The 24,846-nt window shown below is 64.8% G+C and carries 23 protein-coding genes, 1 tRNA gene and 1 pseudogene; 8 read left to right on the forward strand and 17 right to left on the reverse strand.

Annotated elements, in window-relative coordinates; translation table 11 throughout:
- Window positions 1–216: 216 nt before the first annotated feature.
- Genes ACI2JH_RS10065 through ACI2JH_RS10075 form a run of 3 tightly spaced genes read right to left on the reverse strand, consistent with a single transcriptional unit; the run spans window position 217 to window position 2,212 of the window.
- Window positions 217–1,167, reverse strand: a complete 951-nt coding sequence (locus tag ACI2JH_RS10065; RefSeq protein WP_182657387.1) for an aspartate carbamoyltransferase catalytic subunit — start codon at window positions 1,165–1,167, stop codon at window positions 217–219.
- Window positions 1,168–1,185: 18 nt separating this feature from the next.
- Window positions 1,186–1,653: a Holliday junction resolvase RuvX gene (gene ruvX / locus ACI2JH_RS10070; protein WP_042614628.1), complete on the reverse strand. Its 468-nt coding sequence runs from the start codon at window positions 1,651–1,653 to the stop codon at window positions 1,186–1,188.
- Entirely contained in the window at window positions 1,646–2,212 is a 567-nt protein-coding gene (locus ACI2JH_RS10075) for a YqgE/AlgH family protein (protein ID WP_182657388.1), read from the reverse strand. The genes ruvX and ACI2JH_RS10075 overlap by 8 nt, the downstream gene beginning before the upstream one ends.
- 76 nt (window positions 2,213–2,288) lie before the next feature.
- Here ACI2JH_RS10075 and ACI2JH_RS10080 point away from each other — a divergent pair, with 76 nt between their 5' ends.
- Window positions 2,289–4,082 (forward strand): DUF4153 domain-containing protein, encoded by a 1,794-nt coding sequence (locus ACI2JH_RS10080; protein WP_404736109.1) that lies wholly within the window; start codon window positions 2,289–2,291, stop codon window positions 4,080–4,082.
- Window positions 4,079–4,612 (forward strand): DNA-3-methyladenine glycosylase I, encoded by a 534-nt coding sequence (locus tag ACI2JH_RS10085; RefSeq protein ID WP_404736110.1) that lies wholly within the window; start codon window positions 4,079–4,081, stop codon window positions 4,610–4,612. The genes ACI2JH_RS10080 and ACI2JH_RS10085 overlap by 4 nt, the downstream gene beginning before the upstream one ends.
- Window positions 4,613–4,759: 147 nt before the next feature.
- Here the strand turns inward: ACI2JH_RS10085 and ACI2JH_RS10090 are convergent, their stop codons facing one another.
- The 4 genes from ACI2JH_RS10090 to ACI2JH_RS10105 form a co-directional block, all read right to left on the reverse strand.
- Complete coding sequence (locus tag ACI2JH_RS10090; RefSeq protein ID WP_042614624.1) at window positions 4,760–5,467, reverse strand: YitT family protein; 708 nt, start codon at window positions 5,465–5,467, stop codon at window positions 4,760–4,762.
- A gap of 299 nt (window positions 5,468–5,766) precedes the next feature.
- Window positions 5,767–7,491 (reverse strand): type IV-A pilus assembly ATPase PilB, encoded by a 1,725-nt coding sequence (gene pilB / locus ACI2JH_RS10095; RefSeq protein ID WP_101100949.1) that lies wholly within the window; start codon window positions 7,489–7,491, stop codon window positions 5,767–5,769.
- 179 nt (window positions 7,492–7,670) lie between these two features.
- A complete protein-coding gene (locus tag ACI2JH_RS10100) occupies window positions 7,671–7,958 on the reverse strand; it encodes a CcdB family protein (protein WP_404736164.1) in 288 nt (95 codons plus the stop codon).
- Window positions 7,847–8,191, reverse strand: a complete 345-nt coding sequence (locus ACI2JH_RS10105) for a type II toxin-antitoxin system CcdA family antitoxin (RefSeq protein ID WP_404736165.1) — start codon at window positions 8,189–8,191, stop codon at window positions 7,847–7,849. The genes ACI2JH_RS10100 and ACI2JH_RS10105 overlap by 112 nt, the downstream gene beginning before the upstream one ends.
- Before the next feature lie 356 nt (window positions 8,192–8,547).
- On the opposite strand from ACI2JH_RS10105, the gene ACI2JH_RS10110 reads away from it, so the two are divergent.
- Both ACI2JH_RS10110 and ACI2JH_RS10115 read left to right on the forward strand, forming a co-directional pair.
- Window positions 8,548–8,889 carry a hypothetical protein gene (locus ACI2JH_RS10110; RefSeq protein WP_404736111.1) on the forward strand — a complete coding sequence of 114 codons (342 nt, stop codon included), beginning with the start codon at window positions 8,548–8,550 and terminating at the stop codon, window positions 8,887–8,889.
- Window positions 8,886–9,473, forward strand: a pseudogene (locus ACI2JH_RS10115) (zeta toxin family protein); the annotation flags it as partial. The gene ACI2JH_RS10110 and the pseudogene ACI2JH_RS10115, both read left to right, overlap by 4 nt.
- Window positions 9,474–9,905: 432 nt before the next feature.
- Here the strand turns inward: ACI2JH_RS10115 and ACI2JH_RS10120 are convergent.
- Window positions 9,906–12,872, reverse strand: a complete 2,967-nt coding sequence (locus tag ACI2JH_RS10120) for a fused MFS/spermidine synthase (protein ID WP_404736166.1) — start codon at window positions 12,870–12,872, stop codon at window positions 9,906–9,908.
- A gap of 323 nt (window positions 12,873–13,195) precedes the next feature.
- Window positions 13,196–13,597 (reverse strand): pilin, encoded by a 402-nt coding sequence (locus tag ACI2JH_RS10125; RefSeq protein WP_404736112.1) that lies wholly within the window; start codon window positions 13,595–13,597, stop codon window positions 13,196–13,198.
- Between the two features lie 354 nt (window positions 13,598–13,951).
- Here ACI2JH_RS10125 and ACI2JH_RS10130 point away from each other — a divergent pair, with 354 nt between their 5' ends.
- Genes ACI2JH_RS10130 through coaE form a run of 3 tightly spaced genes read left to right on the forward strand, consistent with a single transcriptional unit; the run spans window position 13,952 to window position 16,692 of the window.
- Window positions 13,952–15,211 carry a type II secretion system F family protein gene (locus ACI2JH_RS10130; RefSeq protein WP_404736113.1) on the forward strand — a complete coding sequence of 420 codons (1,260 nt, stop codon included), beginning with the start codon at window positions 13,952–13,954 and terminating at the stop codon, window positions 15,209–15,211.
- A 3-nt stretch (window positions 15,212–15,214) separates the two neighbouring features.
- Window positions 15,215–16,078: an A24 family peptidase gene (locus tag ACI2JH_RS10135; RefSeq protein ID WP_057687384.1), complete on the forward strand. Its 864-nt coding sequence runs from the start codon at window positions 15,215–15,217 to the stop codon at window positions 16,076–16,078.
- Window positions 16,075–16,692 (forward strand): dephospho-CoA kinase, encoded by a 618-nt coding sequence (coaE, locus tag ACI2JH_RS10140; protein ID WP_404736114.1) that lies wholly within the window; start codon window positions 16,075–16,077, stop codon window positions 16,690–16,692. Before ACI2JH_RS10135 ends, coaE begins: the two co-directional genes overlap by 4 nt.
- A gap of 27 nt (window positions 16,693–16,719) precedes the next feature.
- On the opposite strand, the gene ACI2JH_RS10145 is transcribed toward coaE, so the two are convergent.
- The 8 genes from ACI2JH_RS10145 to ACI2JH_RS10180 all read right to left on the reverse strand — a co-directional run bounded on the left by ACI2JH_RS10145 (window position 16,720) and on the right by ACI2JH_RS10180 (window position 24,415).
- A complete protein-coding gene (locus ACI2JH_RS10145; protein ID WP_404736115.1) occupies window positions 16,720–17,466 on the reverse strand; it encodes a hypothetical protein in 747 nt (248 codons plus the stop codon).
- 387 nt (window positions 17,467–17,853) lie between these two features.
- Complete coding sequence (locus ACI2JH_RS10150) at window positions 17,854–19,197, reverse strand: HAMP domain-containing sensor histidine kinase (RefSeq protein WP_101100953.1); 1,344 nt, start codon at window positions 19,195–19,197, stop codon at window positions 17,854–17,856.
- Window positions 19,190–19,867, reverse strand: a complete 678-nt coding sequence (locus ACI2JH_RS10155) for a response regulator transcription factor (protein WP_057687381.1) — start codon at window positions 19,865–19,867, stop codon at window positions 19,190–19,192. The genes ACI2JH_RS10150 and ACI2JH_RS10155 overlap by 8 nt, the downstream gene beginning before the upstream one ends.
- A gap of 146 nt (window positions 19,868–20,013) precedes the next feature.
- Complete coding sequence (locus ACI2JH_RS10160) at window positions 20,014–20,502, reverse strand: hypothetical protein (RefSeq protein WP_319277727.1); 489 nt, start codon at window positions 20,500–20,502, stop codon at window positions 20,014–20,016.
- A 149-nt stretch (window positions 20,503–20,651) separates the two neighbouring features.
- Entirely contained in the window at window positions 20,652–21,146 is a 495-nt protein-coding gene (locus ACI2JH_RS10165; RefSeq protein ID WP_404736116.1) for a hypothetical protein, read from the reverse strand.
- 250 nt (window positions 21,147–21,396) lie between these two features.
- A complete protein-coding gene (gene rimK, locus ACI2JH_RS10170) occupies window positions 21,397–22,275 on the reverse strand; it encodes a 30S ribosomal protein S6--L-glutamate ligase (RefSeq protein ID WP_042614613.1) in 879 nt (292 codons plus the stop codon).
- 127 nt (window positions 22,276–22,402) lie between these two features.
- Window positions 22,403–22,476, reverse strand: a tRNA-Gly gene (locus tag ACI2JH_RS10175).
- Window positions 22,477–22,600: 124 nt separating this feature from the next.
- Complete coding sequence (locus ACI2JH_RS10180; RefSeq protein WP_404736117.1) at window positions 22,601–24,415, reverse strand: autotransporter outer membrane beta-barrel domain-containing protein; 1,815 nt, start codon at window positions 24,413–24,415, stop codon at window positions 22,601–22,603.
- A gap of 186 nt (window positions 24,416–24,601) precedes the next feature.
- Here ACI2JH_RS10180 and thiS point away from each other — a divergent pair, with 186 nt between their 5' ends.
- Entirely contained in the window at window positions 24,602–24,802 is a 201-nt protein-coding gene (thiS, locus tag ACI2JH_RS10185; protein ID WP_101100859.1) for a sulfur carrier protein ThiS, read from the forward strand.
- Window positions 24,803–24,846 lie beyond the last annotated feature (44 nt).

A 24,846-nucleotide genomic window follows, 5' to 3' on the forward strand; every position in this document is an offset into this window, starting at 1 on the left:
GCGGCATGAGGGGTGGTCAGCGCGTCATTATCGCCTGCGTGTGTGAAAAGCAGAAGCTGATCGCGGGTTGGACCGAGCGGGGAGAGCGTGACGACCAACGGTCGTCACCCACCAAGGGCACCGCGGTCGTCACCCACCAAGGGCACCGCGGTCGGCATCTACCACCGGTGGTCCGGCCGTCACTACCAGGCTGACGGCCAGCGGCCGTCACTACCTTCAGCCGAGCAACGTTTCCAGTACGGCCATGCGTACGGCGACGCCATTGGCGACCTGGCGCAGCACCCAGGATTGCGGGCCGTCGGCTACTTCGTCGGTGACTTCCACGCCGCGGTTGATCGGGCCCGGATGCAGGACCGCGGCGTCCTTGCCGGCGCGGGCCAGGCGGGCGGCGTGCAGGCCGTATTGCTGGTGGTACTGCTCCAGCGATGGCACCAGGCCTTCTTCCATGCGCTCGCGCTGCAGGCGCAGCATCATCAGCGCATCGACGCCTTCCAGCATTTCGTCGAAGTCCTCGCCGACCACGCAGCCTTTCAGCGTGTCATCGTCGGGCAGCAGCGACTGCGGGCCGCACACGCGGATCTCGCCCACGCCCAGCGTGCGCAGCGCGTGCAGGTCAGTGCGGGCCACGCGCGAATGCTTTACGTCGCCGACGATCACCACCTTCATCTTCGAAAAATCACTGCCCTTGGCCATGCGCAGGGTCAGCATGTCCAGCAGGCCCTGGGTGGGGTGCGAACTGCGGCCGTCGCCGGCGTTGATCAGCGCGGTGCCCTCGCCAGCCGCCGCGGCCAGCGCCGCCACCGCGCCGTCGTCCGGATGGCGCACCACGAAGCCGCGTACGCCCATCGCTTCCAGGTTGCGCAGCGTGTCGGTCGCGGTTTCACCCTTGCGGGTGGACGAGGTGGACGCATCGAAGTTCAGCACGTCCGCGCCCAGCCGCTGCGCGGCCAGCTGGAACGAGCTGCGGGTGCGCGTGGACGGCTCGAAGAACAGCGTGCACACCGCCGAACCGGCCAGTACCGCGCGCTTGTTGCCGACCCGTCCGACTGCCGCATCGCGGATCTGGCCGGCGCGGTCCAGCAACTGCAGCAGGGTTTCGCGTGGCAGGCCCTGCAGGGTGAGCAGGTGGCGCAGGCGTCCGGATGAATCGAGTTGCGAGGCAGTCATGGGCAGGCGGTCGGCAGGTCAGGGAATGGGGGTGGCGTCGTCCGGTGAAGACAGCCAGCGGTCGATGATCACCGCAGCGGCCACCGCATCCAGGGCAGCGGCATCACGGCGGCGCTTGCGCCCTTCGGCGCGCTCGACGGCAAACCGGCGCGCGGCTTCGACCGAACTGGAGCGCTCGTCGATCATCGCCACCGGCAGTTTGAAACGTTCCCGCAGCTGGCGGGCAAAGCCCTGCGCGCGCTTGCGGTTGGGCTGGTCCTGGCCGTCCAGGGTGAGCGGGTCGCCCACCACCAGGCCGTCCGGGCTCCACTCCTTGATCAGGCGTTCCACCGCGCCCCAGTCCGGGCCGCTGCCGTGCACGTCGATCACCGCCACCGCGCGCCCATGCGCGGCGAAGGCACTGCCGATGGCCACGCCGATCCGGCGCGAGCCGACGTCGAAGCCGAGCACGGTGCCGTCGCGGCGGATGGCCGCCGGCTCAGACATGGCCGCTGTAATCGGTCAGCCGGAACAGGTCCACGCCGATGCGCGCGGCCGCTCCCTGCCAGCGCTGCTCGTACGGGGTGCGGAACAGCAGGTCGGCGTCGGCCGGCACGGTCAGCCAGCTGTTGTCGGCCAGTTCGCCTTCCAGCTGGCCTTCGCCCCAGCCGGCGCAGCCCAGGGTGACCAGGGCATTGGCCGGACCCTCGCCGCGCGCCATCGCTTCCAGGATGTCGCGCGAGGTGGTCAGGTACACGCCTTCGCCGACCAGCAGGCTGGACTCCCACGCACGCGCATCGTCATGGATGACGAAGCCACGTTCGGGGTGCACCGGGCCGCCGTTCAGCACGGGCCGCTGGCGCAGTTCGTCGTTGTCGGTGGTGATGTCCATCTGCGCCAGGACTTCACCGATGGTGTAGTCCGAGGGCTGGTTGACCAGCACGCCCATGGAACCGTTCTGGTCGTGCTGGCAGATCAGCGCGACGCTGCGGGCGAAGGGCTCGTCGGCCAGGGAGGGCAGCGCGACCAGCAGGTGATGGGCAAGGGAAGTCGAAATCTCGGACATGGCTGCATTCTAACCGCTGGGCCGTGTGCAGGCGCGTGAGACGGTAGGATGGCGGCCACCGAGCAAGGAGCCTGCGATGTCCCCCAGCACGACGCTGCCCCCATCCACCCGAAGTGCCATCGTGTTGATCGCCCTGCTGCAGGGGCTGCTGTTGTATCTGGCACAGCAGCTCGACGGCAGCTGGCCGCTGCAGGATGTCGGATCGCGCTATCGCTGGTATGCGTGGGTGCTCAGCGTGCCCAGCGCCATCGCGCTGACCGTGGTGGACCTGCGTGACCGCCGGATGTGGCTGCACGCGCTGCTGGCGTCGGTGGTGGTACTCGGGCTGGCCAGCTGGATCGGCTGGAACCTGGAAGGCGAACCCGGCCTGCGCTCGGAACCGCTGCGCATGCCGTTCTCGCTGGCGATGGCGATCGCCACCTTCATCAGCCTGCCGTGGTGGCAGCACCGCCTGCAGCACGGCCACTGGCGCGCCAGCTACGATGCGCTGTTCGAACGCGCCTGGCAGAACGGCCTGACCCTGGCGCTGGCGCTGCTGTTCACCGGCCTGACCTGGTTGCTGCTGAGGTTGTGGGCGTCCCTTTTCGGCCTGCTGCAGATCACCTTCTTCACCGAATTGTTCCGCCAGGATGCCTTCATCGCGTTGGCCACCGGCACCCTGGCCGGCTTCGGCATCCTGATCGGGCGCACCCAGCAACGCGCCATCCAGATAACGCGCCAGGTGCTGTTCGCGGTCTGCCGGGGGCTGCTGCCGCTGCTGTCCTTCATCACCGTCATCTTCACCCTGAGCCTGCCGTTCACTGGATTGCAGCCGCTGTGGGAAACCCGTTCGGCCACCTCGCTGCTGCTGGTGCTGGCGCTGCTGCTGGTCACCTTCACCAACGCGGTGTACCAGCATGACAACGACCAGCCGCCCTACCCGCGCTGGCTGCGTCGGTTGGTGGAAGCCAGCCTGCTGGCGCTGCCGGTGCTGTCGGCGCTGGCGCTGTACGCGGTGTGGCTGCGCATCGGCCAGTACGGCTGGACCCTGGAGCGTTTCTGGGCGTTGCTGATCGCGGTGCTGGTGACCGGCTATGCGCTCGGCTATGCACTGGCCCCGTTCGGCCGCGGGCGTTGGCTGCAGCGGTTGGAGCCGGCCAACCGGATCATGTGCTGGGGGGTGCTGGGCGCGGCGCTGCTGGCCAGTTCGCCGCTGTTGGATCCGATACGGATCAGCGTCGCCAGCCAGCAGGCGCGGCTGTTGGCCAACCCTGATGGCATCACCACGGCGGACGCGATGATGCTGCGCTTCGACCTGGGCCGGCGCGGCGTGGCGACACTGCGCGACCTGCAGCAGGATCCCCGTTTCACTGCCGATGCGCGGGCGGCCAGCGTGGCCACCCAGGCCTTGGCGCGCACCGCGTACTGGGGCGGCGGGGAGCAGGTGATCGACGACGGCATCCGCGACCTGGCCGCGCTGCGCAAGCGGCTGGTACTGGCCGAAGGCTCCGCCACGCCCCCGGACAGCTGGTGGGACGCGATGGTGGCGCGCGAGGTGGAAGCAGGCGGCTGCCTGGAGGCCAACGCGCGCTGCCTGGTCACCACCCGTGATTACGATGGCGATGGCCAGGCCGACGTGCTGCTGTGTAGTCTCATCACACGCTCCGGTGCTTACTGCCAGCTGCACGCACCTGGTGCGGCCGGCTGGTGGACGGCGGGCTCCTATGCGTTCCTGCGCGAGAAAACCGATACGCAGGCCGCCGCCATCGAGGCGGCCCTGCGCAGTGGCCGGTTGACGCTGAAGGCGCCGCGCTGGCCGGAACTGGTAGTGGAAGGCAGCGCCCCAACCAGTATCGGCAACCTGGCCAAAGAACCTCGAGAAGCACCATGAGCGAATACTGCAGCATCGCCCCGGGCCACCCGGTGCACGGGCATTACCACGACCACGAATACGGCTTCCCGCAGCGCGCAGAAGCCGAGCTGTTCGAACGCCTGTTGCTGGAAATCAACCAGGCCGGGCTGAGCTGGGAAACCATCCTGAAGAAGCGCGAAGGCTTCCGCCTCGCCTACGATGGCTTCGACGTGGACACCGTGGCCGCCTACGCACAGCCGGATATCGACCGCCTGCTGGGCGACGCCGGCATCATCCGCAACCGGCTGAAAGTGCTGGCCGCCATCCACAATGCGCAGGTCATCCAGGGCCTGCGCGCCAGCCACGGCGGCTTCGTGGAATGGCTGGACGCGCACCACCCGCTGGACAAGGCCGGCTGGGTGAGACTGTTCAAGAAGACCTTCCGGTTTACCGGCGGGGAGATCACCGGCGAATTCCTGATGAGCCTGGGCTACCTGAAAGGCGCCCACGCCGACGACTGCCCGGTGCAGCAGCGGATCCTGCGACTGAAACCAGCCTGGTCCCGGTAACGACGTTGACGGCCAGCGGCCGTCACTACCCCGGCACCGCGACCCACCCGGTAGCGCCGAGCCATGCTCGGCGGCCTTTCGCCCCGGCACCGCGACCCACCGGTAGTGACGGCCGCTGGCCGTCAGATTTGCCGCGCGATCGTTGCCTCAGACGCCCATGTACCGGCCCGGGCGGTGGTTGAACATCAGCACCAGGCTCAGCACCACTGCGCCGATGGCCGAATACATCACCTGGATCGGCGACAGCACGCTGAACGCCACCAGCATCAGCATCGCATCGAAGCTCATCTGCACCTTGCCGGCGCTCCAGCCACGCGTGCGCTGCAGGTACACCGCCAGGATGCCGATGCCGCCCAGGCTGGCGCGGTGGCGGATGAAGAACAGGATGCCCAGGCCGGCCAGCGCGCCGCCCACCAGCGCCGAATACAGCGGCGCGATATGCGCAAAATCCGCCCAACGCGGCAGCAGGTCGGTCAGGATGCCGCAGGCGGTGACCGCCGCGAAGGTCTTCAGGGTGAACTCCCAGCCCATCCGGCGCACGCCCACCCAATAGAAAGGCAGGTTGACCAGCACGAACACCAGGCCGAAGTTCCAGCCGGCGGCGTAGTGGATCAGGAAGGCCAGCCCGGCCATGCCGCCGATCATCAGCCCGCCCTTGGCGAAGATGGCCAGGCCGAGCGAGGCCACCAGCGTGGCCAGCACCATGCCCTGCACGTCTTCTGCATGGGAATGGCGCAACGCGCGGTCGTCCTGCGGGGTACCGGCGATATCCGGCGGCGGCGTCAGCGGGCCAGCGGTGACGAGGTGGCCGTCAGCGTCGTCGCACGGCGCGGGGCCATGGGATTGGAGGGACATGAGCGTGGGGTGTCACGGTGGGGAGTCGTATTAGACACGATCCCGATGACAGTTGCAGGTGAAATCATTCAGCTGGAGACGGACGGCGGATGTTCGGTGGGTGACGACCGCTGGTTCGGTGGGTGACTGCTGTGGGTTCGGTGGGTGACTGCTGTGGGTTCGGTGGGTGACGACCGTTGGTCGTCACGCTTCTGAGTCCAAGCAAGAGCGTGACGACCAACGGTCGTCACCCACCAGAGCTCGGCTCATCCACCCACCAAGGTTCGGCGCGTCACCCACCGGCATCCTGAATCAGCCCATCAATCCTTGGTGACGCGGTTGATCTCGGCCAGGCTGGTGACGCCCTTGCTTGCCTTCACCAGCGCCGACTGGCGCAGGTCGTTCACCCCGATCGCCTGGGCGGCTTCGGCGATCTGCAGCGCATTGCCGCCGGCCAGGATGATCGTGGAAATCTCATCGGTCATCGGCATCACCTGGTAGATACCGGTACGGCCCTTGTAGCCCTCGGTGCATTCATCGCAGCCAACGGCTTCATACAGCTCGATACCCGCATCCAGCTGGGCCTGGGTGAAGCCTTCGGCCAGCAGCGCGTGGGCCGGCAGCTCGGTGCGGCGCTTGCAGTTGTTGCACAGCCGGCGCGCCAGCCGCTGGGCGATCACCAACGTCACCGAACTGGTGATGTTGTACGGCGCGATACCCATGTTCATCAGGCGCGCGATGGTCTGCGGTGCATCGTTGGTATGCAGCGTGGACAGCACCATGTGGCCGGTCTGCGCGGCCTTGATCGCGATCTCGGCGGTTTCCAGATCGCGGATTTCGCCGACCATGATGATGTCCGGATCCTGGCGCAGGAACGAACGCAGTGCCGCGGCGAAGGTCATGCCGCGCTTGTTGTTCTGCTGCACCTGGTTGACGCCGGGCAGGCGGATTTCCACCGGGTCTTCGGCGGTGGAGATATTGCGCGTTTCATCGTTGAGGATGCCCAGCGCGGTATACAGCGAAACCGTCTTGCCCGAACCGGTCGGGCCGGTCACCAGCACCATGCCGTACGGCTTGTGGATGGCGTCCTTGAACAGCTTCTCCTGGTCCGCTTCGTAGCCCAGCTTGTCGATGCCCAGCTTGGCCGCGCTGCCGTCCAGGATACGCAGCACCACCTTTTCACCGAACAGAGTCGGCAGGGTGCTGACGCGGAAGTCGATCTGCTTGGTCTTGCTCAGGTTGAGCTTGATGCGCCCATCCTGCGGCACGCGCTTTTCAGCGATATCCAGCTGCGCCATGACCTTCAGGCGCGCGGCGATGCGCTGGTTCAATTTCACCGGCGCACGCGCCACCATCTTCAACAGGCCGTCGATGCGCAGACGCACGCGGTAGTCGTCTTCGTAGGGCTCGAAATGGATATCCGAGGCGCCCTTGCGGATCGCGTCCACCAGCACCTTGTTGACGAACTTCACCACCGGGGTGTCATCGCCCTTGGCGTCGATACCCGAATCACCGGCGCTGTTGTCGTCGTCGGTACCGATTTCCAGGTTGGCCATGCCCTCGTCGTCGTCGCCCATCTGCGAGGACATCGAATCGTGGCTGGTCTGCCATTGCTCCAGCGTGCGGCGGATCTGGTCTTCATCCACCAGGATCGGTTCCACCACCAGGTTGGTGTGGAACTTGATTTCATCCAGCGAATGGGTCGGGTCGCTGGTGCCCACGTACAGCTTGCCGCCGCGCCTGAACAGCGGCAGCACGTGGTGCTTGCGCAGCAGCTCTTCGCTGACCAGCTTGATCGCGCTCTGGTTGGCATCGAACACGCCGACATCGAACAGCGGCATGCCGAATTCGAGCGAATTGGCGGCGGCCAGCTGGGCGGCGGTGACGACCTTGTTCTGCGCGAACCACTGCGGCAGCGGCAGCCGCGCGGCGGTCGCCTTGGCCATCGCATCGCGCGCGCCGGCTTCATCCAGCGCCCCGTCCTGGACCAGCCGACGGGCAATACCGGTGATACCGACGAGATTTGCGGTGGCGACTGCGTTCATGCGGTTCCTCATTGTGTGCCGCCCGGCGCATCCCGCCCCGTACAGCTGCATATTGGTCCGCTGCTGGCTCCCCCTGCAGCAGGCTCCATCTTACCCTGAGACCGCCGATTTCACCGCGCCCACCGTAGTGTCGAGCTTGCTCGACATCCCATCGACAGCTCCCCCTGCGCCCTGCCGGCTCAACCGAAGGCCTGGGTAAACAACTCCTCGAGCGCATCCATCACCTGCTGCCCTTGCTTCTTGAGTGAGCCCACCCGCTGCCTCAACGCGGAAACCGGTACCGACGTCGTTTCCAGTGACTGCAATATCACCCGCCTGCCTGCCACCTCGAACTCAGGCGTCACCCGGGAAGGCGTCAGCCGGGCTGCCGTGATTGCAACCAGCGGCACCACCACCCGGCGCGGCGCCGCTTCGAAAACGCTGGACCGGACGACCACCACGAACGGAATGTTGTGGTTCGAGCCCACGTTGGCATACACATCAAACTGGCGGACCACAGGGTGGAGAACTCGTCAGCAAGCGAGCCGTGGGTTTCCACGAATGCGCCCCATTCTTCGGCTGCGCGCGCCAGCTCCCGTCTGCGGGCGCCTTGAAGCTCGTGTTCGCTGGCCACGAACTCCGCAAGCAGGGCTTCCACCTTGCCGGAAAGATTACCGGTGAGCGCCTTGGCCTGTGCAACCAGATCGGAATTGAGGGTCAGGTTGACGGCTCTTTTCTACGCGCTTGGATCGTAGCCAGCGGTCATGTGGATCGCCGGGCAGTTTATGCGCATGGTATGCGCATGCCAGACACGGTGCAAAGTGCGTACTACCCGACTCCACGGCACCAGGTGCCAGCCCGAAGGCGCAACACATCGTGGCGTGTCAGAAACGTCGTACCGCCAGCTAACACTTGGCCGATGCGCGTGATCTGCCTCACAGCAGCGGTCGATCAGCGCTATCTATACTCAGCCCACAGACCAGCTATCTCCGCCCAAGGCCACTACGGCCATCAAGCTCTGCCAAAAAAATCGTACTTCCTCGCTTATTCACGCCATTTCGTTAAAAGGTATCGCCTATGCCTCTGCCCGGCCCCCCGGTCCCCGCCAAGCTGCGCGAGATGCTCCAGGACTATCCGGAGCATATTGAAAGGCTGCAGGAGGCTCTGAATCAGGCAGTCAAGGATTCCCAGGAAGTTCCGCTCATGCCATTCGATGATGCGATCTCAGCGCTGGAAGGACGGCTGGGAACCTTCATCAGCGAAGCACGTGCTGAACTTGTTAGCGCCCAGATTTCGGGTGATTCTGAAGCGATTGCGCGAGCTATTGAGAAAGAACGACTAATGTTTAGCGCGTCCTTCAAACGGCACTGGCTGAACGATGAGCCTCTCTACAACTACTTTATGGCGATCGGCGGATGAACGATCTCGATAGCCGGCTGGATCCTGAAGTACACGCAAAGCGATTCCTCGAAAACGTACTCCCCGCAAGCGGATTGCAGGAAGCAAGCCCCCGAGGCAGTCCTAAAGCGATCCTACTAGCGGGACAACCGGGAGCGGACAAAAGCGGATTGACAAAGTCAGCGCTGAATGAACTTAGCGGAAATGTTGTACCGATCGATCCGGACGAACTACGCAATGCGCACCCCGACGTCGAGCGACTGCGCCAGCAGTATCCTTACACCTGGGCTGGCCATACCCACCACGATTCAAGCCAGTGGGCCAAGGAGCTGCGTGCAGCCGCAGTTGAAGGACGCAGGAACATCATCCTCGATACCACCCTGGGCAATGGTGACAGCGCCGTCACCCTGATCAAGGACCTCCAAGCCAAAGGCTATCAAGTCGAGATTCGCGGCGTCGTTGCACATGAGCTGGAAAGCGAACTCGGTGTAGACAGAAGGTTTTCCAGAAGTCTGGATGCCAATGGCTATGGTCGTTACGTCCCCGAGGAAGTACGCACTCAGGTGTATGGAGCGCTCCCTGGAAACCTCGACAACGTCCATGCCGAGACCGGCATCCCCATCCGTCTTTACGACCGTGAGGGCGCTCAGGTCTACGATAGCCACAGCGCCGCACGGCTACCAGGGGCAGCGCTGGAGCAAGAACGCCAAGAGCGCCTGAAGAATCCCCACACCACTCTCGCTTCCATTGATTATGGCTCTGAGATGTCTACGAAATCCTGGCCGGTCCACTGCTCTACGGTAGTGGCGGCCGCTGGCCGTCAGCTCTTGGCCTCGGTGGGTGACGACCGTTGGTCGTCACGCCTTTGCCTCTGCCTTTGCCACTGCCCTCGCCGAGCACGGCTCGGCGCTACCTGCTCCACGGTAATGACGGCCGCCGGCCGCCAGCACCTGCCTCGGTGGGTGACGACCGTTGGTCGTCACGCCTCTACCTTTGCCTTTGCTCTTGCCGCTGCGCTCGCCGAGCACGGCTCGGCGCTACCGCTCCTGCTTTCCCAACGCCGCCATATAGGTCAGCAACCTCAACCGCCCGCTGGCCCGCGCATCAGTTCCCAGCGAGTTCCAATAGCGATCCGACAATGCGCGCGCCAGCGCCGTATCACCGCTCGCCCACGCCGCATACTGCATCGCCCCGAACAGGTAATAACCCGATCGCGCATCGGCCAGCAGGCCAACACTGTGCGGCCCGTCCAGCAGGCGCTGGCCGCTTTCCAGAACCTGCGCGTGATCATCCGTGGCCGCCGCAGACACCAGCGCCAGCGCATCGATGACCGTAGGATCGCGCAGCGGACATGGCCGCCACGTCGGCCGCACCCACAGGGCCTCGCGCTCGGCAGGCGCCAGGAACGGCACGGTTTCACCGGCCAGGAAAAACACCAGCCCGGCCGTTTCCAGCGGGGTGATTTCCAACTCACAGCGCTCGCCTAGCGCACGCAGCGCATCGGCCAACGCGTGGTCGCCACCACCGGGCAAGTCCGCGCCGTGCTGCAGCCGCTGCGACAACAGATAGGCAGTACTGCGACGTTGCAGCACCTGCAGGTTCAGCTGGGTGCCCTCCGCCGGGGGTAGGCGCGGCTCAGGCCCGCCCCACGCACGGGTCAGCGGCCAGGGCGCGGTCATGATCGATTCCACGTCCCCCACATACCCCTGCTGGAAACGCGCCACCGGCGCGCGCAGGGTGAGGATCGGGTGGTAATCAGAATGACGCGGCGAAGGATAAAGCGCCGGGTAAGCACGCAGCGCGGCATCCCCCATCGCGTAGGTGTCGCGCAGGTCGTCCAGGCCGTGCACGCCCACGCGCGCCAGTTCGGCACGCAGCGCCGGATGTTCGAAAACACCCGCATTGAGTTCGGGTAGCTTTCCCTTCGGCGTGGCCACGATGATCAGGTCCGAATCATTCGCCAGATACGCACGCACATCGCTGAAATGATCGACCAGTCCGTCCAGCACGGAGGACACCAGTTCAGGGGTGATTTCATACAACTGCAGCCACTGTACGAACAGACCGCCGTCGTTGAGCTGGCCGGGCACGAACGCGTAGAACTCATCGCTGAACAACGACGCCGTACCGCCCACCCATGGATTGGAGGGCTCGGAAATGATCAGGTCGTAGCGGCGCCCACTGCCGGCAAAATGCGCCTTGGCATCATCGATGACGATGTGCGAACGCGGATCGGTATACGCGCGCGAAACGCGATCACCGAACAGCTTTGCGCCCTCCACCATGGCCGGTTCGATCTCTACCGTATCCACCTGGCCGACGCGCGGATCGCCCAGCAGCGTATGCGTGGTCAACCCGGAACCGAAGCCGATCACCCCCACCCGCTCGAAGCCATGGCCGAGCGCCAGCGGCAGCGCGCCGAGCAGCACCATGGTGGATTCATCACCGCTCGGCTCTTGGTCTACGCTGACCGCCATGCCCGCGTCCACCTTGCCGTTGGTGGCAATGGAGCGCACCGGCCCGGCCCCGCGATCGGTCTCGAACACCGACACCGTGGCGGTCTGCCCGTCCTTGAAGAACAGCATCTTCGCGCTGTCATGCAGGCGCGCACCCCCATGCCGGTACACCGAAGAACTGAGCACCAGCGGATCAAACCGCACCAGCGCCACCGCCGCGATCACGCCGGCAACTCCCAGCGCGATCGCAAGCGCAGCGCCCTTGTGGGTGGCAGCCTGCTCTTGCTCTTGCTCTTGGTGGGTGGCGACCGTTGGTCGCCACGCTTTTGATCCTGCTCCTGCCCCCACAACCCCACCAGGCCACAGCAACCAAACCCCCAATCCCACATCCACCACCGCCGCCACCAGCAACGCGTACTTCAGCCCCAACATCGGCATCAGCACATGCACCGCCGCCAGCACACCCACAATCGCGCCCACCGTATTGAACGCATACACCTGCCCGATGACCTTCTCACCGCGCCCCTGCCGCAAAAGCGCCAGCGTCAACAGCGGCAGCGTCATGCCCGCAAAGAACGCAGCCGGGAACATCACAAGTACCGCAATCACCGCACTGGCCACGCTGTACATCCCGTAGCCCTCCGCACTGCGCACGATCACCCGCATCAGCCAGCCGACCCACTCAAACGCCTGCGCATACACGAACATCGACGCCAGCGCAGCCAATCCCATCAGCACTTGCACCCACCCCGCCGCCCGCAGCGGCGAGACCATGCGGTCCGCCCGATGGCGCAGCCACAGCCCACCGAACGCAATGCCGGCAATGAACGCGGCGAGCATCAACTCAAAAGAATGAAGCGTAGTGCCGAGCGCAAGCGACAGCATGCGCACCCAGGTAATTTCATAAACGAACGAACTGGCCCCGGTAAGCAGTGCAATGCAAAGCACCGCCACCACCGTCCAATCTCGCCCCTCGGGTAATGTCGAGTTAGCTCGGCACCCGCCCTCAGAATCCCCCACCCCACCGGGTAGTGTCGAGCTCGCTCGACACCCAACACCCGACTCCCCATCCCGCGCCAACGGATAAATCAGCACCGCCACCAACACATTCAATGCACCCGCCACCATCACCGCACCCGGCAACCCCAGCGCCGGCAACAACAGATACGTGGACGCTAGCGCTCCCGCCGCCGCGCCAATGCTGTTGGCGAAATACAACCCGGCCAACACTTCCCCCTGCGCCTGCGGCTGCACACGCAGGTAACCAGCGCTCATCAGCGGGAAAGTGGCCCCGAGCAGGATGCACTGCGGCAGCACCAGCACGGTGGCGATCGTCCAGCGCAATGCCGTGGCGCCCTGCCCTTCAAGGCCGGGCAGCAGGTGGGCGTAGGCCCAGCCGGTGACGCCTTGAAAGATACCGTCGAAGGCGAGGCCGAGCAGGCCGATCAGAAGTTCGATGGCCCCGTAGGCGAGCAGCGGGTAGCGCCAGTCAGTGCTGCGGCGGCTGGCCCACCACGCGCCGATGGCCATGCCGCCCATGAAGAGCATCAGGACCAAGGACTGAGCGTGAGACGAATGGCCGAGGAACAGGCCGAGGTACTGGCTCCACAGGGACTGGTAGATCAGGCCTGCGAAGCCGGAGAGGATGAAGATGGGGAGGAGCCAGAGGGCTGTGGTTCGCCGGGTTTCCAATGCATCTCTCGCTGATTTGTCGATAGCGTACAGTTCAGTTTAGTCAGCGAATCCGCTCAGCCGGGCTGAGCATCACGCAAGATCGAAGCGACACACTCCAGAAGCATAAAAAAGGGCCCTGCATGGCAGGACCCTTCTTTCGATCGCAAGTCCGCAGCTAAAGCTGCAGAATCAATCAATTAGCGGCATTCAGCCGGCAGGTACTTGTCGTCACTGGCCGAGGAGCAAGCCCAGTTGGTACCAGCTGCTACCAGCGTCGGGGTGTAAACCAGCACAACGCCAGCAGCCTTCGTCGTACCGGTCACGGTCACAACGCCATCGGCGCAAGCCAGCGATGCGGTGTTGTTGGTAGCGGTGTTGAAGGTCGCGACGCCACGGCAGGCATTGGTGTTAATCGCATTCTCACTGGCGATGTTTTCGCCAATGGTTGCCTTCGCACCCGACGCCAGAACGGCCATTTCCGAGACGCGCGAGCGAATGGTGTAATCCTGGTAAGCCGGCAGAGCAATGGCGGCCAGGATGGCAATGATCGCAACGACGATCATCAGTTCAATCAGGGTAAAGCCCTTCTGGTTCTTCATTTTGTACATCCCCAAGGAATTAGGTGGTGTGGAAAGGACTGCTGCCGGAGCCGGTGGTCCCACCGGTTAAGCGGGCCGCAGCACCTTGCAGAGGAAGACTACGCAGATTGCGTGCCAACTTCCCCGGCACGGCCTCCTCATCTCCCCGGCGGCAATGATGCCAGCATTTCCCGGATTGGGAAGCCCTGATTCCGGGTTCTGCGATGGGTCCAGCAATGTGACGCAGCGCGTCACCTTTGGCCCACACCGACCTCCCGACCGCGTCACCCAAGTGCCGGACTGCCCACGAGGTCAGGAATCCGCTAGCATCTGCGGCTAGATGCCTGCTGGGGATGGCAGGCCGGGGAGCTCAAAATGTCAGCAAGTCGCAGTGCTATGAAAAAGCAGCCCGTGGCGCGTAGCACCATGGACCTGGCGCCGTTTGTCTGGGAGGGGACCGACAAGCGCGGCGTCAAAATGAAGGGTGAGCAGTTGGCCAAGAATGCCAACCTACTCAAGGCTGACCTACGCCGCCAAGGCATCACACCCAAGGTAGTAAAGGCGAAGGCCAAGCCGTTGTTTGGCCAAGCGGGCAAGCCGGTATCGGCCAAGGACATCGCTTTCTTCAGTCGTCAGATGGCGACGATGATGAAGTCGGGCGTACCCATCGTGTCATCATTGGAAATCATTGGCGGGGGCCACAAGAACCCGCGGATGAAGAAAATGGTCGACACCATTCGCGCTGATATCGAAGGGGGCTCATCCCTCCACGAGGCGATCAGTCGCCACCCTGTGCAGTTCGATGAGCTGTACCGGAACCTAGTGCGTGCAGGTGAAGGTGCGGGCGTTCTTGAAACCGTGCTGGACACGGTCGCAAATTATAAAGAGAACATTGAAGCACTCAAGGGTAAGATCAAGAAGGCGCTCTTCTACCCTGCAATGGTCATGGCCGTCGCGTTGATCGTTTCCTCAATTTTGTTGCTATTCGTCGTTCCGCAGTTCGAAGAAGTATTTGCCGGCTTCGGCGCGGAGCTTCCCGCTTTCACTCAGATGATCGTCAACATGTCGCGCTTCATGACGGCGTGGTGGTGGCTGATTTTGATGGTGCTGATCGCATTGATAGTAGGTTCAATCATGGCCTACAAACGCTCACCAAAGATGCAACACGCCATGGATCGCCTGATCCTGAAAGTGCCAGTGATCGGCCAGATCATGCACAACAGCTCCATCGCCCGCTTCGCCCGCACCACGGCGGTGACCTTCAAGGCGGGCGTGCCGCTGGTGGAGGCACTCGGCATCGTCGCTGGCGCCACCGGCAACAAGGTCTACGAAGAGGCCGTGCTGCGCATGCGCGATGACGTGTCGGTCGGTTACCCGGTCAACATGGCGATGAAGCAGGTCAACATCTTCCCGCACATGGTGGTGCAGATGACGGCCATCGGCGAAGAGGCCGGCGCGTTGGACACGATGCTGTTCAAGGTGGCCGAGTACTTCGAGCAGGAAGTGAACAACGCCGTCGACGCGCTAAGCAGCCTGCTGGAACCGATGATCATGGTCTTCATTGGCGTGGTCGTTGGCGGTATGGTGATCGGTATGTACCTGCCTATCTTCAAACTCGGCGCGGTGGTTGGATAACACATGGCATTTCTAGACCAGCATCCGGTCCTCGGCTACCCCGCCGCGGCCGGCCTGGGGTTGCTGCTCGGCAGCTTCCTCAACGTCGTCATTTTGCGCCTGCCCAAGCGGCTGGAATGGCAGTGGAAGCGCGACGCGCACGAGGTGCTGGAGCAGGAGGACATCTACGAGCCGCCGCCGCCGGGCATCGTGGTGGAGCCTTCGCACTGCCCGCACTGCAAGCACAAGCTGTCGTGGTACGAGAACATTCCGCTGTTCAGTTGGGTGATCCAGGGCGGAAAGTGTCGCCATTGCAAGGCGCCGATCTCCATCCAGTACCCGCTGGTGGAGCTGCTGACCGCCGTGCTGGTGCTCGCCAGCGTGTGGCAGTTCGGCTTCGGCTGGCAGGGCTTTGGCGCTATCGTGCTGTCCTGTTTCCTGGTGGCGTTGTCGGGCATCGACATGCGCACCCAGCTGCTACCGGACCAATTGACCCTGCCTTTGATGTGGCTAGGGTTGATCGGCGCGGTCGACAATCTGTACATGCCGGCCAAGCCTGCCCTGCTGGGCGCGCTGGTGGGCTATCTGTCGCTGTGGTCGGTGTGGTGGATCTTCAAACAGCTGACCGGCAAGGAGGGCATGGGCCACGGCGATTTCAAGCTGCTGGCCGCGCTGGGCGCGTGGTGCGGGCTGAAAGGCGTGCTGCCGATCATCCTGCTCTCTTCGGTGGTGGGTGCCGTGGTCGGTTCCATCTGGCTGTACAGCCGGGGCCGTGACCGCGCCACGCCGATTCCCTTCGGGCCCTACCTGGCCATCGCCGGCTGGCTGGTCTTCATGTGGGGCGAGCCGTTGATTGACGGCTACCTGAGATACGCCGGCCTGCGATGAGCCGGTTCGTCGTCGGCCTGACTGGGGGCATCGCCTCCGGCAAGAGCGAGGTGACCCGGCGCTTCGAGGCGCTGGGGGTGACCGTCGCCGACGCCGACCTGGCCGCCCGTGCGGTAGTGGCGCCGGGCAGCCCGGCGCTGGCGATGATTTCCGAACGATTCGGGCCCGGCATGCTGCTCGGCGATGGCGCGCTGGACCGCGCGCGGCTGCGTGCCCACGTGTTCGCCGATGTGGCCGAACGCAAGGCGCTGGAAGCCATCACCCACCCCGCCATCCGCGAGCTGCTGCGCACGCAATGCGAGCAGGCGGAAGGCCCCTATGCCATCGCCGCGATTCCGCTGCTGACCGAGGCCGGTGGGCGTGCGGCCTATGGCTGGCTGGACAGGATCCTGGTGGTGGACGCGCCGGAGGCCCTGCAGCTTGCCCGGCTGATGCAGCGCGATGGCAATGATGCGATGCTGGCACAGCGGATGATCGATGCGCAGGCTAGTCGGGCACAGCGGTTGGCGTTGGCCGATGACGTAGTGGCCAATGATGGGCACCCGGATGCGCTGCAGGCGCAGGTGGAGCGGTTGCATGGGGCTTATTTGAAGCTGGCGCTGACCGGCCAGTAGTCGGCCGCGCCCACTTTCGGCTGGGCTTCAATCCAGCGCCTGCATACGTACGATGACGCGCACGACGGAATCGATCTGCGCCCTTATCGCGAGTTCTCGATCACCAAGCTCACCGGGCTGGACAATCAACTCCTCGAAACTACGGTCGCTGCAGTGGAAAGCGTTGAGGCAGAGTTCCAGCATGACCTCCCCGCCAGGTTGGCAGGCCGCTCCCATTCTGCACGCGACAACCGACATGACCGCCAAGGCGTCATTTGGCTTGACCACAGCGCCAAGGCGGCGGGTGAAGCCCGCACTGTCTTCGCTGCCCAACAGGGCATGCAGGGCGCGCCCATCGGCCGCCCGCAATGCGCGCTCCCACGCGGCAGCAATACGCTCCGGTCTGCCTTCGTCCGACGACCGGAACGCCGCCATCGCCTGCGCAGGCACATCCCCGCGCGCTGCCGCAGCATCGAGCCAGAGCGCGGCTGCCTCTGCAGGAACGCGCTGCCCCAGTGACTGGCATTGTTGGAGACGAAATTGTGCAGCCCCGACGAGCAGTGCGCGTTCTTCTGCAGTCGAGAGATTCGCTGCCATGCTGCGCGCGCTTCGCAGGTAGTCGTCCGCTGGGCTCGCAAGCGCTGGAAAGCATCGCTGGTACGCTTGGCCGAGCTCACGCTGGGCAATCGCATTGCCTTGGTCAGCCTGCCATTGCAGGGCCGAAAGGTCTGCTGACTGCTGGCTGCGCCAGAATGCGGTAGCTCGGGATTCGGCCACGGGAGTCGGGCCGTTCACTGCCGGCATTTCATGCGGCGGTTCGGGTACGCCTTTCGTCGGAGGTGATTCGGCTGCGTTCAGCGAGGGCGTTCTGGAGGAAGGTTCTTCGTGGTGTAAGCGCCATGCAACAGCACCTGATGCTATTACACAGGCCAGTGCCACGGCTGCTGCTTTCCAGCGCATCCTGCCTCCTGTTTCAGTGCTCTTGGCCTGAAGCGTACGGCAGGCGCACACGCTATGCGAGCTGGTAAGAAATCGACGGTCGATGGAGCCGCCGCCTGGAATGCGCCATCACTCTCTGCCGGGACGGCGCAAAGGGTAGCGCCGAGCCGTGCTCGGCGAGCGCAGCGGCGAGTGATGGAGCAACAGCGTGACGACCAACGGTCGTCACCCACCAGACGCGGGTCAGCCGAGCAGTTTGGGGGCGAAGGTCAGGGTGGCCACTACGCCGCGGTCGCCGCCGGGGCGCACGCTTACCTGCCAGCCGTACAGGTCGCACAGGCGGCTGACGATCGACAGGCCGATGCCGCCGCCCTGCGAGTGGCCGGCATGGGTGCCGCGGTAGCCGCGCTGGAACAGCTTGGCGGCATCTTCTTCGCTCAGGCCGGGGCCGCTGTCGGCCACCGATACGGCATTGTTGCCGACGTTGACCCGCACTTCGCCGTCCTGCGAATACTTCACCGCGTTGCCGATCAGGTTGCCCAACGCCACCGACAACGCAGATTCCGGCGCGTCCACGATCACGTCGCGGGCGCCTTCCAGGGTCAGCGTGATCGGCTTGCCACCCAGCTGCGCACGGTGCGAATCAAGCAGCTGTTCGGCCACCCGCGCCACATTGCTGGTGCCCTGCCCGCGCTCGTTGCGCGACAGCAGCAGCAAGGCGCCAATCAGATCGCTGCACTGCTGCTCGGCACGCTGGATGCGCTGCAGGCGCTGTAGTACTTTTTCGTCCAGCCCGGGCCGGGTGAGCAGCAGTTCGGTGGCGCCACGGATCACCGCCAGCGGGGTGCGCAGCTCGTGGCTGACGTCGGCGTTGAACTCGCGGTCGCGCTGCACCACTTCGGTCAGCCGCGACGAATAATCATCCAGCGCCTGCGCCAGCTGGCCGACTTCGTCGTCCGGGAAGCGCGGGGCCAGCGGTTCGGGATCACTGGTGCCGCCACGGTAGGCGCGCAGCCGCTTGGCCAGGTCCGATACCGGCTTCATCACTTTCGATGCCGACCACCAGCCCAGCACCAGCGACAGCAGGCTGAACACCAGCACGGACAGGAACAGCGCGCGGTTGAGCTGTGTCTCCCCGCGCAGGCTCTCGGTCATGTCATACGCAAGGAAGAACCACGCCTGGGGCGTCTTACGCACCGCAAGCTTGTACGAGTACGGCTGGCCGCTATCATCGGTGCCACTGACGCTGTGGATGCCGTCGGTGAATTCGTACCAGTCGGGTTCTTCCTGGCGCAGCGCTTCGAAGCGGTCCGGCTTGACCAGCCGGGCGAACATCTGCTGCACGGGAAGATCGGGATTACGGCTGGAATCGGACGCGAAACGCCGCGCATATTCGTCGATATTGCGATTCATCACGTCTTCGACGAGCTGGTTTTCCACCCGCATGCGCGCCCAGTTGGTGGCGAACGCAAACAGCGTGGTCAGGCAGAAGCCCAACAGCACGAAGGAGACGATGATGCGGCTGCGCAGCCGGCGACGGTACGGTCCGCGCCGGCGTGCCCGCCTGGGTGCTGCGTTTTCAGGCATCCGGCGCGGCGATCCGGTAACCGATGCCATGGCGGGTCTGGATCATCGGCACTTCAAACGGCTTGTCCACCACCGCACGCAGGCCATGGATATGCACGCGCAGCGAATCCGAATCCGGCAGTTCCTCGCCCCATACGCGGGTTTCCAGCTCCTGGCGGGTCACTACGGCCGGCGAGGCTTCCATCAGTGCCTGCAGGATCTTCAGTGCGGTCGGGTTGAGCTGCAGCAGCTTGCCCTGGCGGCGCACTTCCAGCGTATCCAGGTTGTATTCCAGGTCGCCGGTTTCCAGCACGCGGGTCTGCACGCCCTTGCCGCGGCGCGAAAGCGCATTCAGGCGCACTTCCACTTCCTGCAGCGCGAACGGCTTGATCAGGTAGTCGTCGGCACCGGAATCGAAACCGGCCAGCTTGTTGTCCAGCGAGTCGCGCGCGGTCAGCATCAGCACCGGCGTCTGCTTGCGCGCTTCGTTGCGCAGCTTGCGACAGACCTCGATGCCGTCCATGCCGGGCAGGTTGAGGTCCAGCACGATGGCGTCGAACTCGTGCACCACGGCCAGGTGCAGGCCGGTCACACCGTCGGCGGCGAAGTCCACCGTGTGGCCGCGGTCCTCGAGGTAATCGCCGAGGTTGGCGGCAATATCACTGTTGTCTTCGATGACGAGAATTCGCACTGGGACCTCTGTTTCATGATGGGGTGCCGGGGTCGGCATGGCCGCAACCCGCAGGTTGCGACCCGGGGGCTGTTGCCGGCTGACGCCAACCATACAGACCCGGGCATTAACATTTCACACGAAACCGCGCGCAGGTAGCGTCAAGGTCACCGATTGGTGTGCTGGAAGCGACGCAGGCCTTCCTTGGAATCTTCCTGCATCTTGCGACGCTGGGCCACGGTCAGGCACACCCGCTCCGGCCGGTTGCTGCCGGTGGCACGCTCGCGGCGGCAGACCATGCGGCTGTCCGCATGGGCCCGGCTGAGAATGGTGTTGACCACCGCTTGGTCATTCAGGATGTCGGTCTGGGCCTGCGGGGTGGTCTGCTCGACGCTGTCGTGGTTGCCCAGCCGGGTCCGGATGCGGTTGATCGCCGCGCTGACCTTGCTCTTGTCTTCCAGGCTCACTTCGCTGTAGTGCTCGCTGTACAGCGCGCGCTCCACACCGGCCAACTGCTCCTGGGCGGACACCTTCACGTTGAGCTGGACCGGCGCCCGGGTATTGCCGGCCGCCGATTCGGACTGCACATAGGCCTGGGCTGACAGGCTGGTCAGGCCGAGGGCGATGGCAAAGGCCACGGTGTGAAGCGTTTTCATCCTGGTCTCCTCCTTGAAAGATCCCTGACTGTAAGAGTCATGTGAGGAAGGAATCAAGGGAGGAAAGTACCGCAGCCGCGCAGGCAAGGAGCCCAACACCGGCACAGGCGGATTCCCGTGCACCGGTGTCGAGCCCCGTTACGCGACGCTCAGCGATTAGCGTCGTACGGATTGACGCGGTTGTAGTTGCGTAGCGCCTCTGCGCCGTTGTTGCGGGCATCACGACGCTGGGCAACGGTCATGCACACCTGGGTCTGGCGGTTGCTGCCGGTCAGGCGCTCGCGCTGGCAGACCATCTTGCTGTCGGCATGGGCGCGCGTCAGGATGGTGTTGATCAGCTCCTGGTCGTTGTAGATCGCCGTGCGGGCCTGCGGATTGGCCTGCTCCACGGTCTCGTACTCGCCCAGGTTGTCGCGGATGCGTGCGAGGGCGGCGCTGACCTTGCTCTTGTCCTCAACGCCGATCTCACTGTATTGCTCGCTGTGCAGCGCCCCTTCCACGCGGGCCAGCTGCTGGGCGACGGATTCTTCGACATCCAGCTGCACCAGCGCGGAATCGCGGGCGGGCTTGGAATCAATCTTGGCGTGGGCGACACCGGCCACGCCGAACGCAACAGCGAATGCTGCAATCAGAACTGACTTCATAGTTGCTTCCTCCATGAACGAAACCCAACTGTACGAGCGATGGGCGGGTCGATCAAGCGAGGCGCTGGCGGCGTGGGCGGTCGCATAAAAAAGACCCGGACGTCTCCGTCCGGGTCTGAAGTTTCATATCCCGATACCGATCCTGCTGATGAGGCAGAGCTGCGGTTTGATGGACATTACGTCAGTGCCGATTAAAGGGTCGTTAAATCGGCGTCTCACGAGAAAAGAGAAAACTCATTTACGCTTATATTCAACGACTTACGATTTTTTCGACATGCTGGATGATGCGTCCGGCGATATCGACCTTGCACGCTCCTTCAACCCCTTCCAGCCCCGGCGTGGAGTTCACTTCCAGCACCAGCGGACCGCGCGCGGAGCGGATCAGGTCCACCCCGGCCACGCTCAGCCCGAGCGCCTTGGCCGATCTCACCGCGACCTGCGCCTCGGCTCGGCTGGCCTTGGCCGGCTGCGCGGTGCCACCGGCATGCAGGTTGGAGCGGAAGTCGCCCTCCGGCGCTTGCCGCTGCATGGCCGCCACCACGTGGTCGCCGACCACCAGACAGCGCAGGTCGGCGCCTTGGGCTTCGCCGATGAACTCCTGCATCAGGAAGTTGGCATACAGGCCGCGCAGGGCATCGACGATGCCGCGCGAGGCACTGGCCTTCTCGGTCAGGATGACCCCCCTGCCCTGCGTGCCTTCGTTGAGCTTCACCACGTGCGGTGGCGGGCCCAGCATGGACAGCAGGTCGACGGTGTCATCCGGGTTGTCGCCGAACACGGTGATCGGCATGTCGATGCCCTTGGCTGCCAGCAGCTGGTGCGCGCGCAGCTTGTCGCGCGAACGCAGGATGGCATCGGAGGGATTGGGGGTACGCGCGCCCATCAGTTCGAACTGGCGCAGCACGGCGGTGCCGTAGCGGGTCACCGAGGCGCCGATGCGCGGAATCACCGCATCCACCCCGGTCATCGGCCGGCCCTTGTAATGCATGCTGAAACCGTCGGCGGCGATGCGCATGTAGCAGCGCAACGGATCGAGCACGCGCACCGTGTGGCCCCGGCTGCGCGCGGCCTCCACCAGGCGGCGGGTGGAGTACAGCTTGCTGTTGCGCGAAAGGATGGCGAGTTTCATCGGGGCCGGGCCGTGCGGAAGCGCGAAGCATAGCGCGCGGCACGTAAAAGGGGACGGAGGGGATTAAGTCTTATCTGGCAGCATGGCCATTAACGACTTAATCCCCTCCGTCCCCTTTTTCATGCGATGGAGCGGGTGAAGGGAATCGAACCCTCGTCAGTAGCTTGGGAAGCTACAGCTCTACCATTGAGCTACACCCGCAATGCAGGGCGACAGTGTAGGCGGCGGGCCATGGAAAGCGCAATCCGCCGCAGCGCGGGAGGTGACGACCAACGGTCGTCACCCACCATGGCGATGACGGTCAGCGGCCGTCACTACCCTACCGTCAGAACGCGCCGCTGAAGCTGGCGAAGATCGAGGTGTCCATCGCCTTCTTCTGCATCGTGGTCGCGCTCAGGCCGATGTTGCTCTGCAGGCCGAACAGTTCCATGCGCGCACCCAGGATGGCGGTGGCGTAGTCCTTGTCGAACTTCAGGCCCGGCACGCGGTAGCTGCCCACGCCCGGCAGGCTCTGCAGGAAGGCGCTGCCTTCCTGGCGGTCTTCGAACTCATGGTCGTAGGTGACCTGCACGTACGGCTTGATGCTGCCGCCGTCCAGGCGTGCCTGCCAGCCGAGGCGGCCGACGGTGGAATCGGCGTCCTGGTCGCTGTAGCCGAGTGCGGTGCTGCTCGGATTGCTTTCCAGGTAGCCGTCCAGCTTGACCTTCTGCCAGATCACCGCGGCCACCGGACCATGGCGGAAGCTGCCTTCCTCGCCGAATTCGTAGCCGGCGTTCAGCGCGGCGGTCAGGTTGCTGCCTTCCGGCGAGCCTTTGTGTTCGCGGGTGGCCGGGCCGAGGTGCACCTTGCGGGTGACGTCGTAGTCCAGCCAGCTGTAGCTGACCTGGCCGTTCACCCAGGCGCGTTCGCCATACCAGCCGGCGAACAGGCCTACGGTAGTGTCGGACTGGGTGAAGTCGCCCTGGCTGTTGCCGAAATCGGCATCCATGCGGCCATAGCCGGCGAAGCCGCCGACGACCATGCCATCACGCGCCCAGTCGATGCCGAACAGGCCGGCCGGGGCCAGGCCGTCGTACAGGTCGGCGTGGTCGTACCGCTGCATGTCGCCACGCACGCCACCCCACCACGACAGGCCATCGGCCGGGGCGCCGCCCAGGTGCAGGCTGACCTGGTCAGCGCGCGAGCGACCGACCGTCTGTGCCGAATGCGTCAGCACCTGCTGCAGGCGCGGGGCTTCCAGCACCGAAACGGCGTACTGGCCGAGCATCTGGTGGGTGGCCGCGGAGGGATGCACGCCATCGGCGAATACATAGGCGTTGGCGGCATCCGGGGCGACCAGGCTGGTCGGGTTGCAGGTCACCGACGAGGCCGAGGTGCAGGCCATGTCGGTGACGTTGCGGAAGCCGTAGGTGGTCGGACTGGCGACGATCTCACGCAGGATGGTGAAGGTGTCCAGCGGGATGAACTCGATGCCGGCCTGGGTCAGGCCGCCATACAACGCATTGTTGTAGGCCGTGGCCACGGCGGTGTACTGCGCCATGGCTGCCGGGCCACCGGCGCGGGCCATCGGGGTCAGGCCGATGTCCGGCAGGTTCGGCACCAGCACGTACTTGGCGCCAGCGGCCTGCAGGCTGCCGACGATGCCGATCTGGTTGGTCACCGCTGCCCCGATCACCGCCGGCGCCTGGCCCGGGTTGGTGATGCCGAACAGATCGTTGGGACCGCCCCACACGGTGTACAGGGCGTTGCCATCGGCCTTGCCGCCATTGGCCGCCAGGTAACGGGCCGCCTGGGTCTTCAGCGACGGCGTCGGTCCGAGTGCGCCGACCAGGTCGGTGGCTACGGTGGCACCACCGGCGGCATAGTTGTCACCGCTCTGGCCGTTGCCGTTCGGGGTGGCGTTGGTGCCGTAGTAATCGGCTACGTGCTCGGCCCATACCCACGCCGGGTTGGTGGTGAACTTGCCGGTCACCGGCTGCACCGAAGGCGGCAGCAGCGGACGGAAGTAGCCGCTGTCGGTCAGGCTGTCGCCAAAGAACACCGTGCGGTTGAAGGCCGGATCGGCGGCCATCGCCGGCAACGCGGCAAGCGCGAGCGCCGCAGCGATAAGAGTGCGGACGGGACGTTTGCTGGACAACATGGGGAACTCCTGTGGGATCAAGCGCCGGCAATACGCCAGCGCACGGTGCAATGGTTTCATCAGCGCAGGCAAAGTCACGCTGCGCCGCGGCATGCAGTGTCCCCTGGCGTCCCTTGAACACAACACCTGAGCGCTGGATGACAGATTGAACCTGCCTGCCATGGCCGTATCAGCGACAATAGCGACATGAACATCCAGCTCAACGGCCAATCCCGCACCCTGCCCCCCGGCGCCACCGTCCACGACCTGCTGCAGCACGAGCAGCTGCTCGAACGTCGCGTTGCGGTGGAAGTGAACAGCGAGATCATCACCCGCAGCCTGCATGCCACCCATGTGCTGGCCGACGGCGATGTGGTGGAGATCGTGCACGCGCTGGGCGGTGGTTGACGCTTGCCCTCGGCAGCGCCGGGCCATGCTCGGCGAGCGCAGCG

The organism is Stenotrophomonas sp. NPDC078853 (assembly GCF_044901215.1).
Lineage (GTDB): Bacteria > Pseudomonadota > Gammaproteobacteria > Xanthomonadales > Xanthomonadaceae > Stenotrophomonas > Stenotrophomonas lacuserhaii.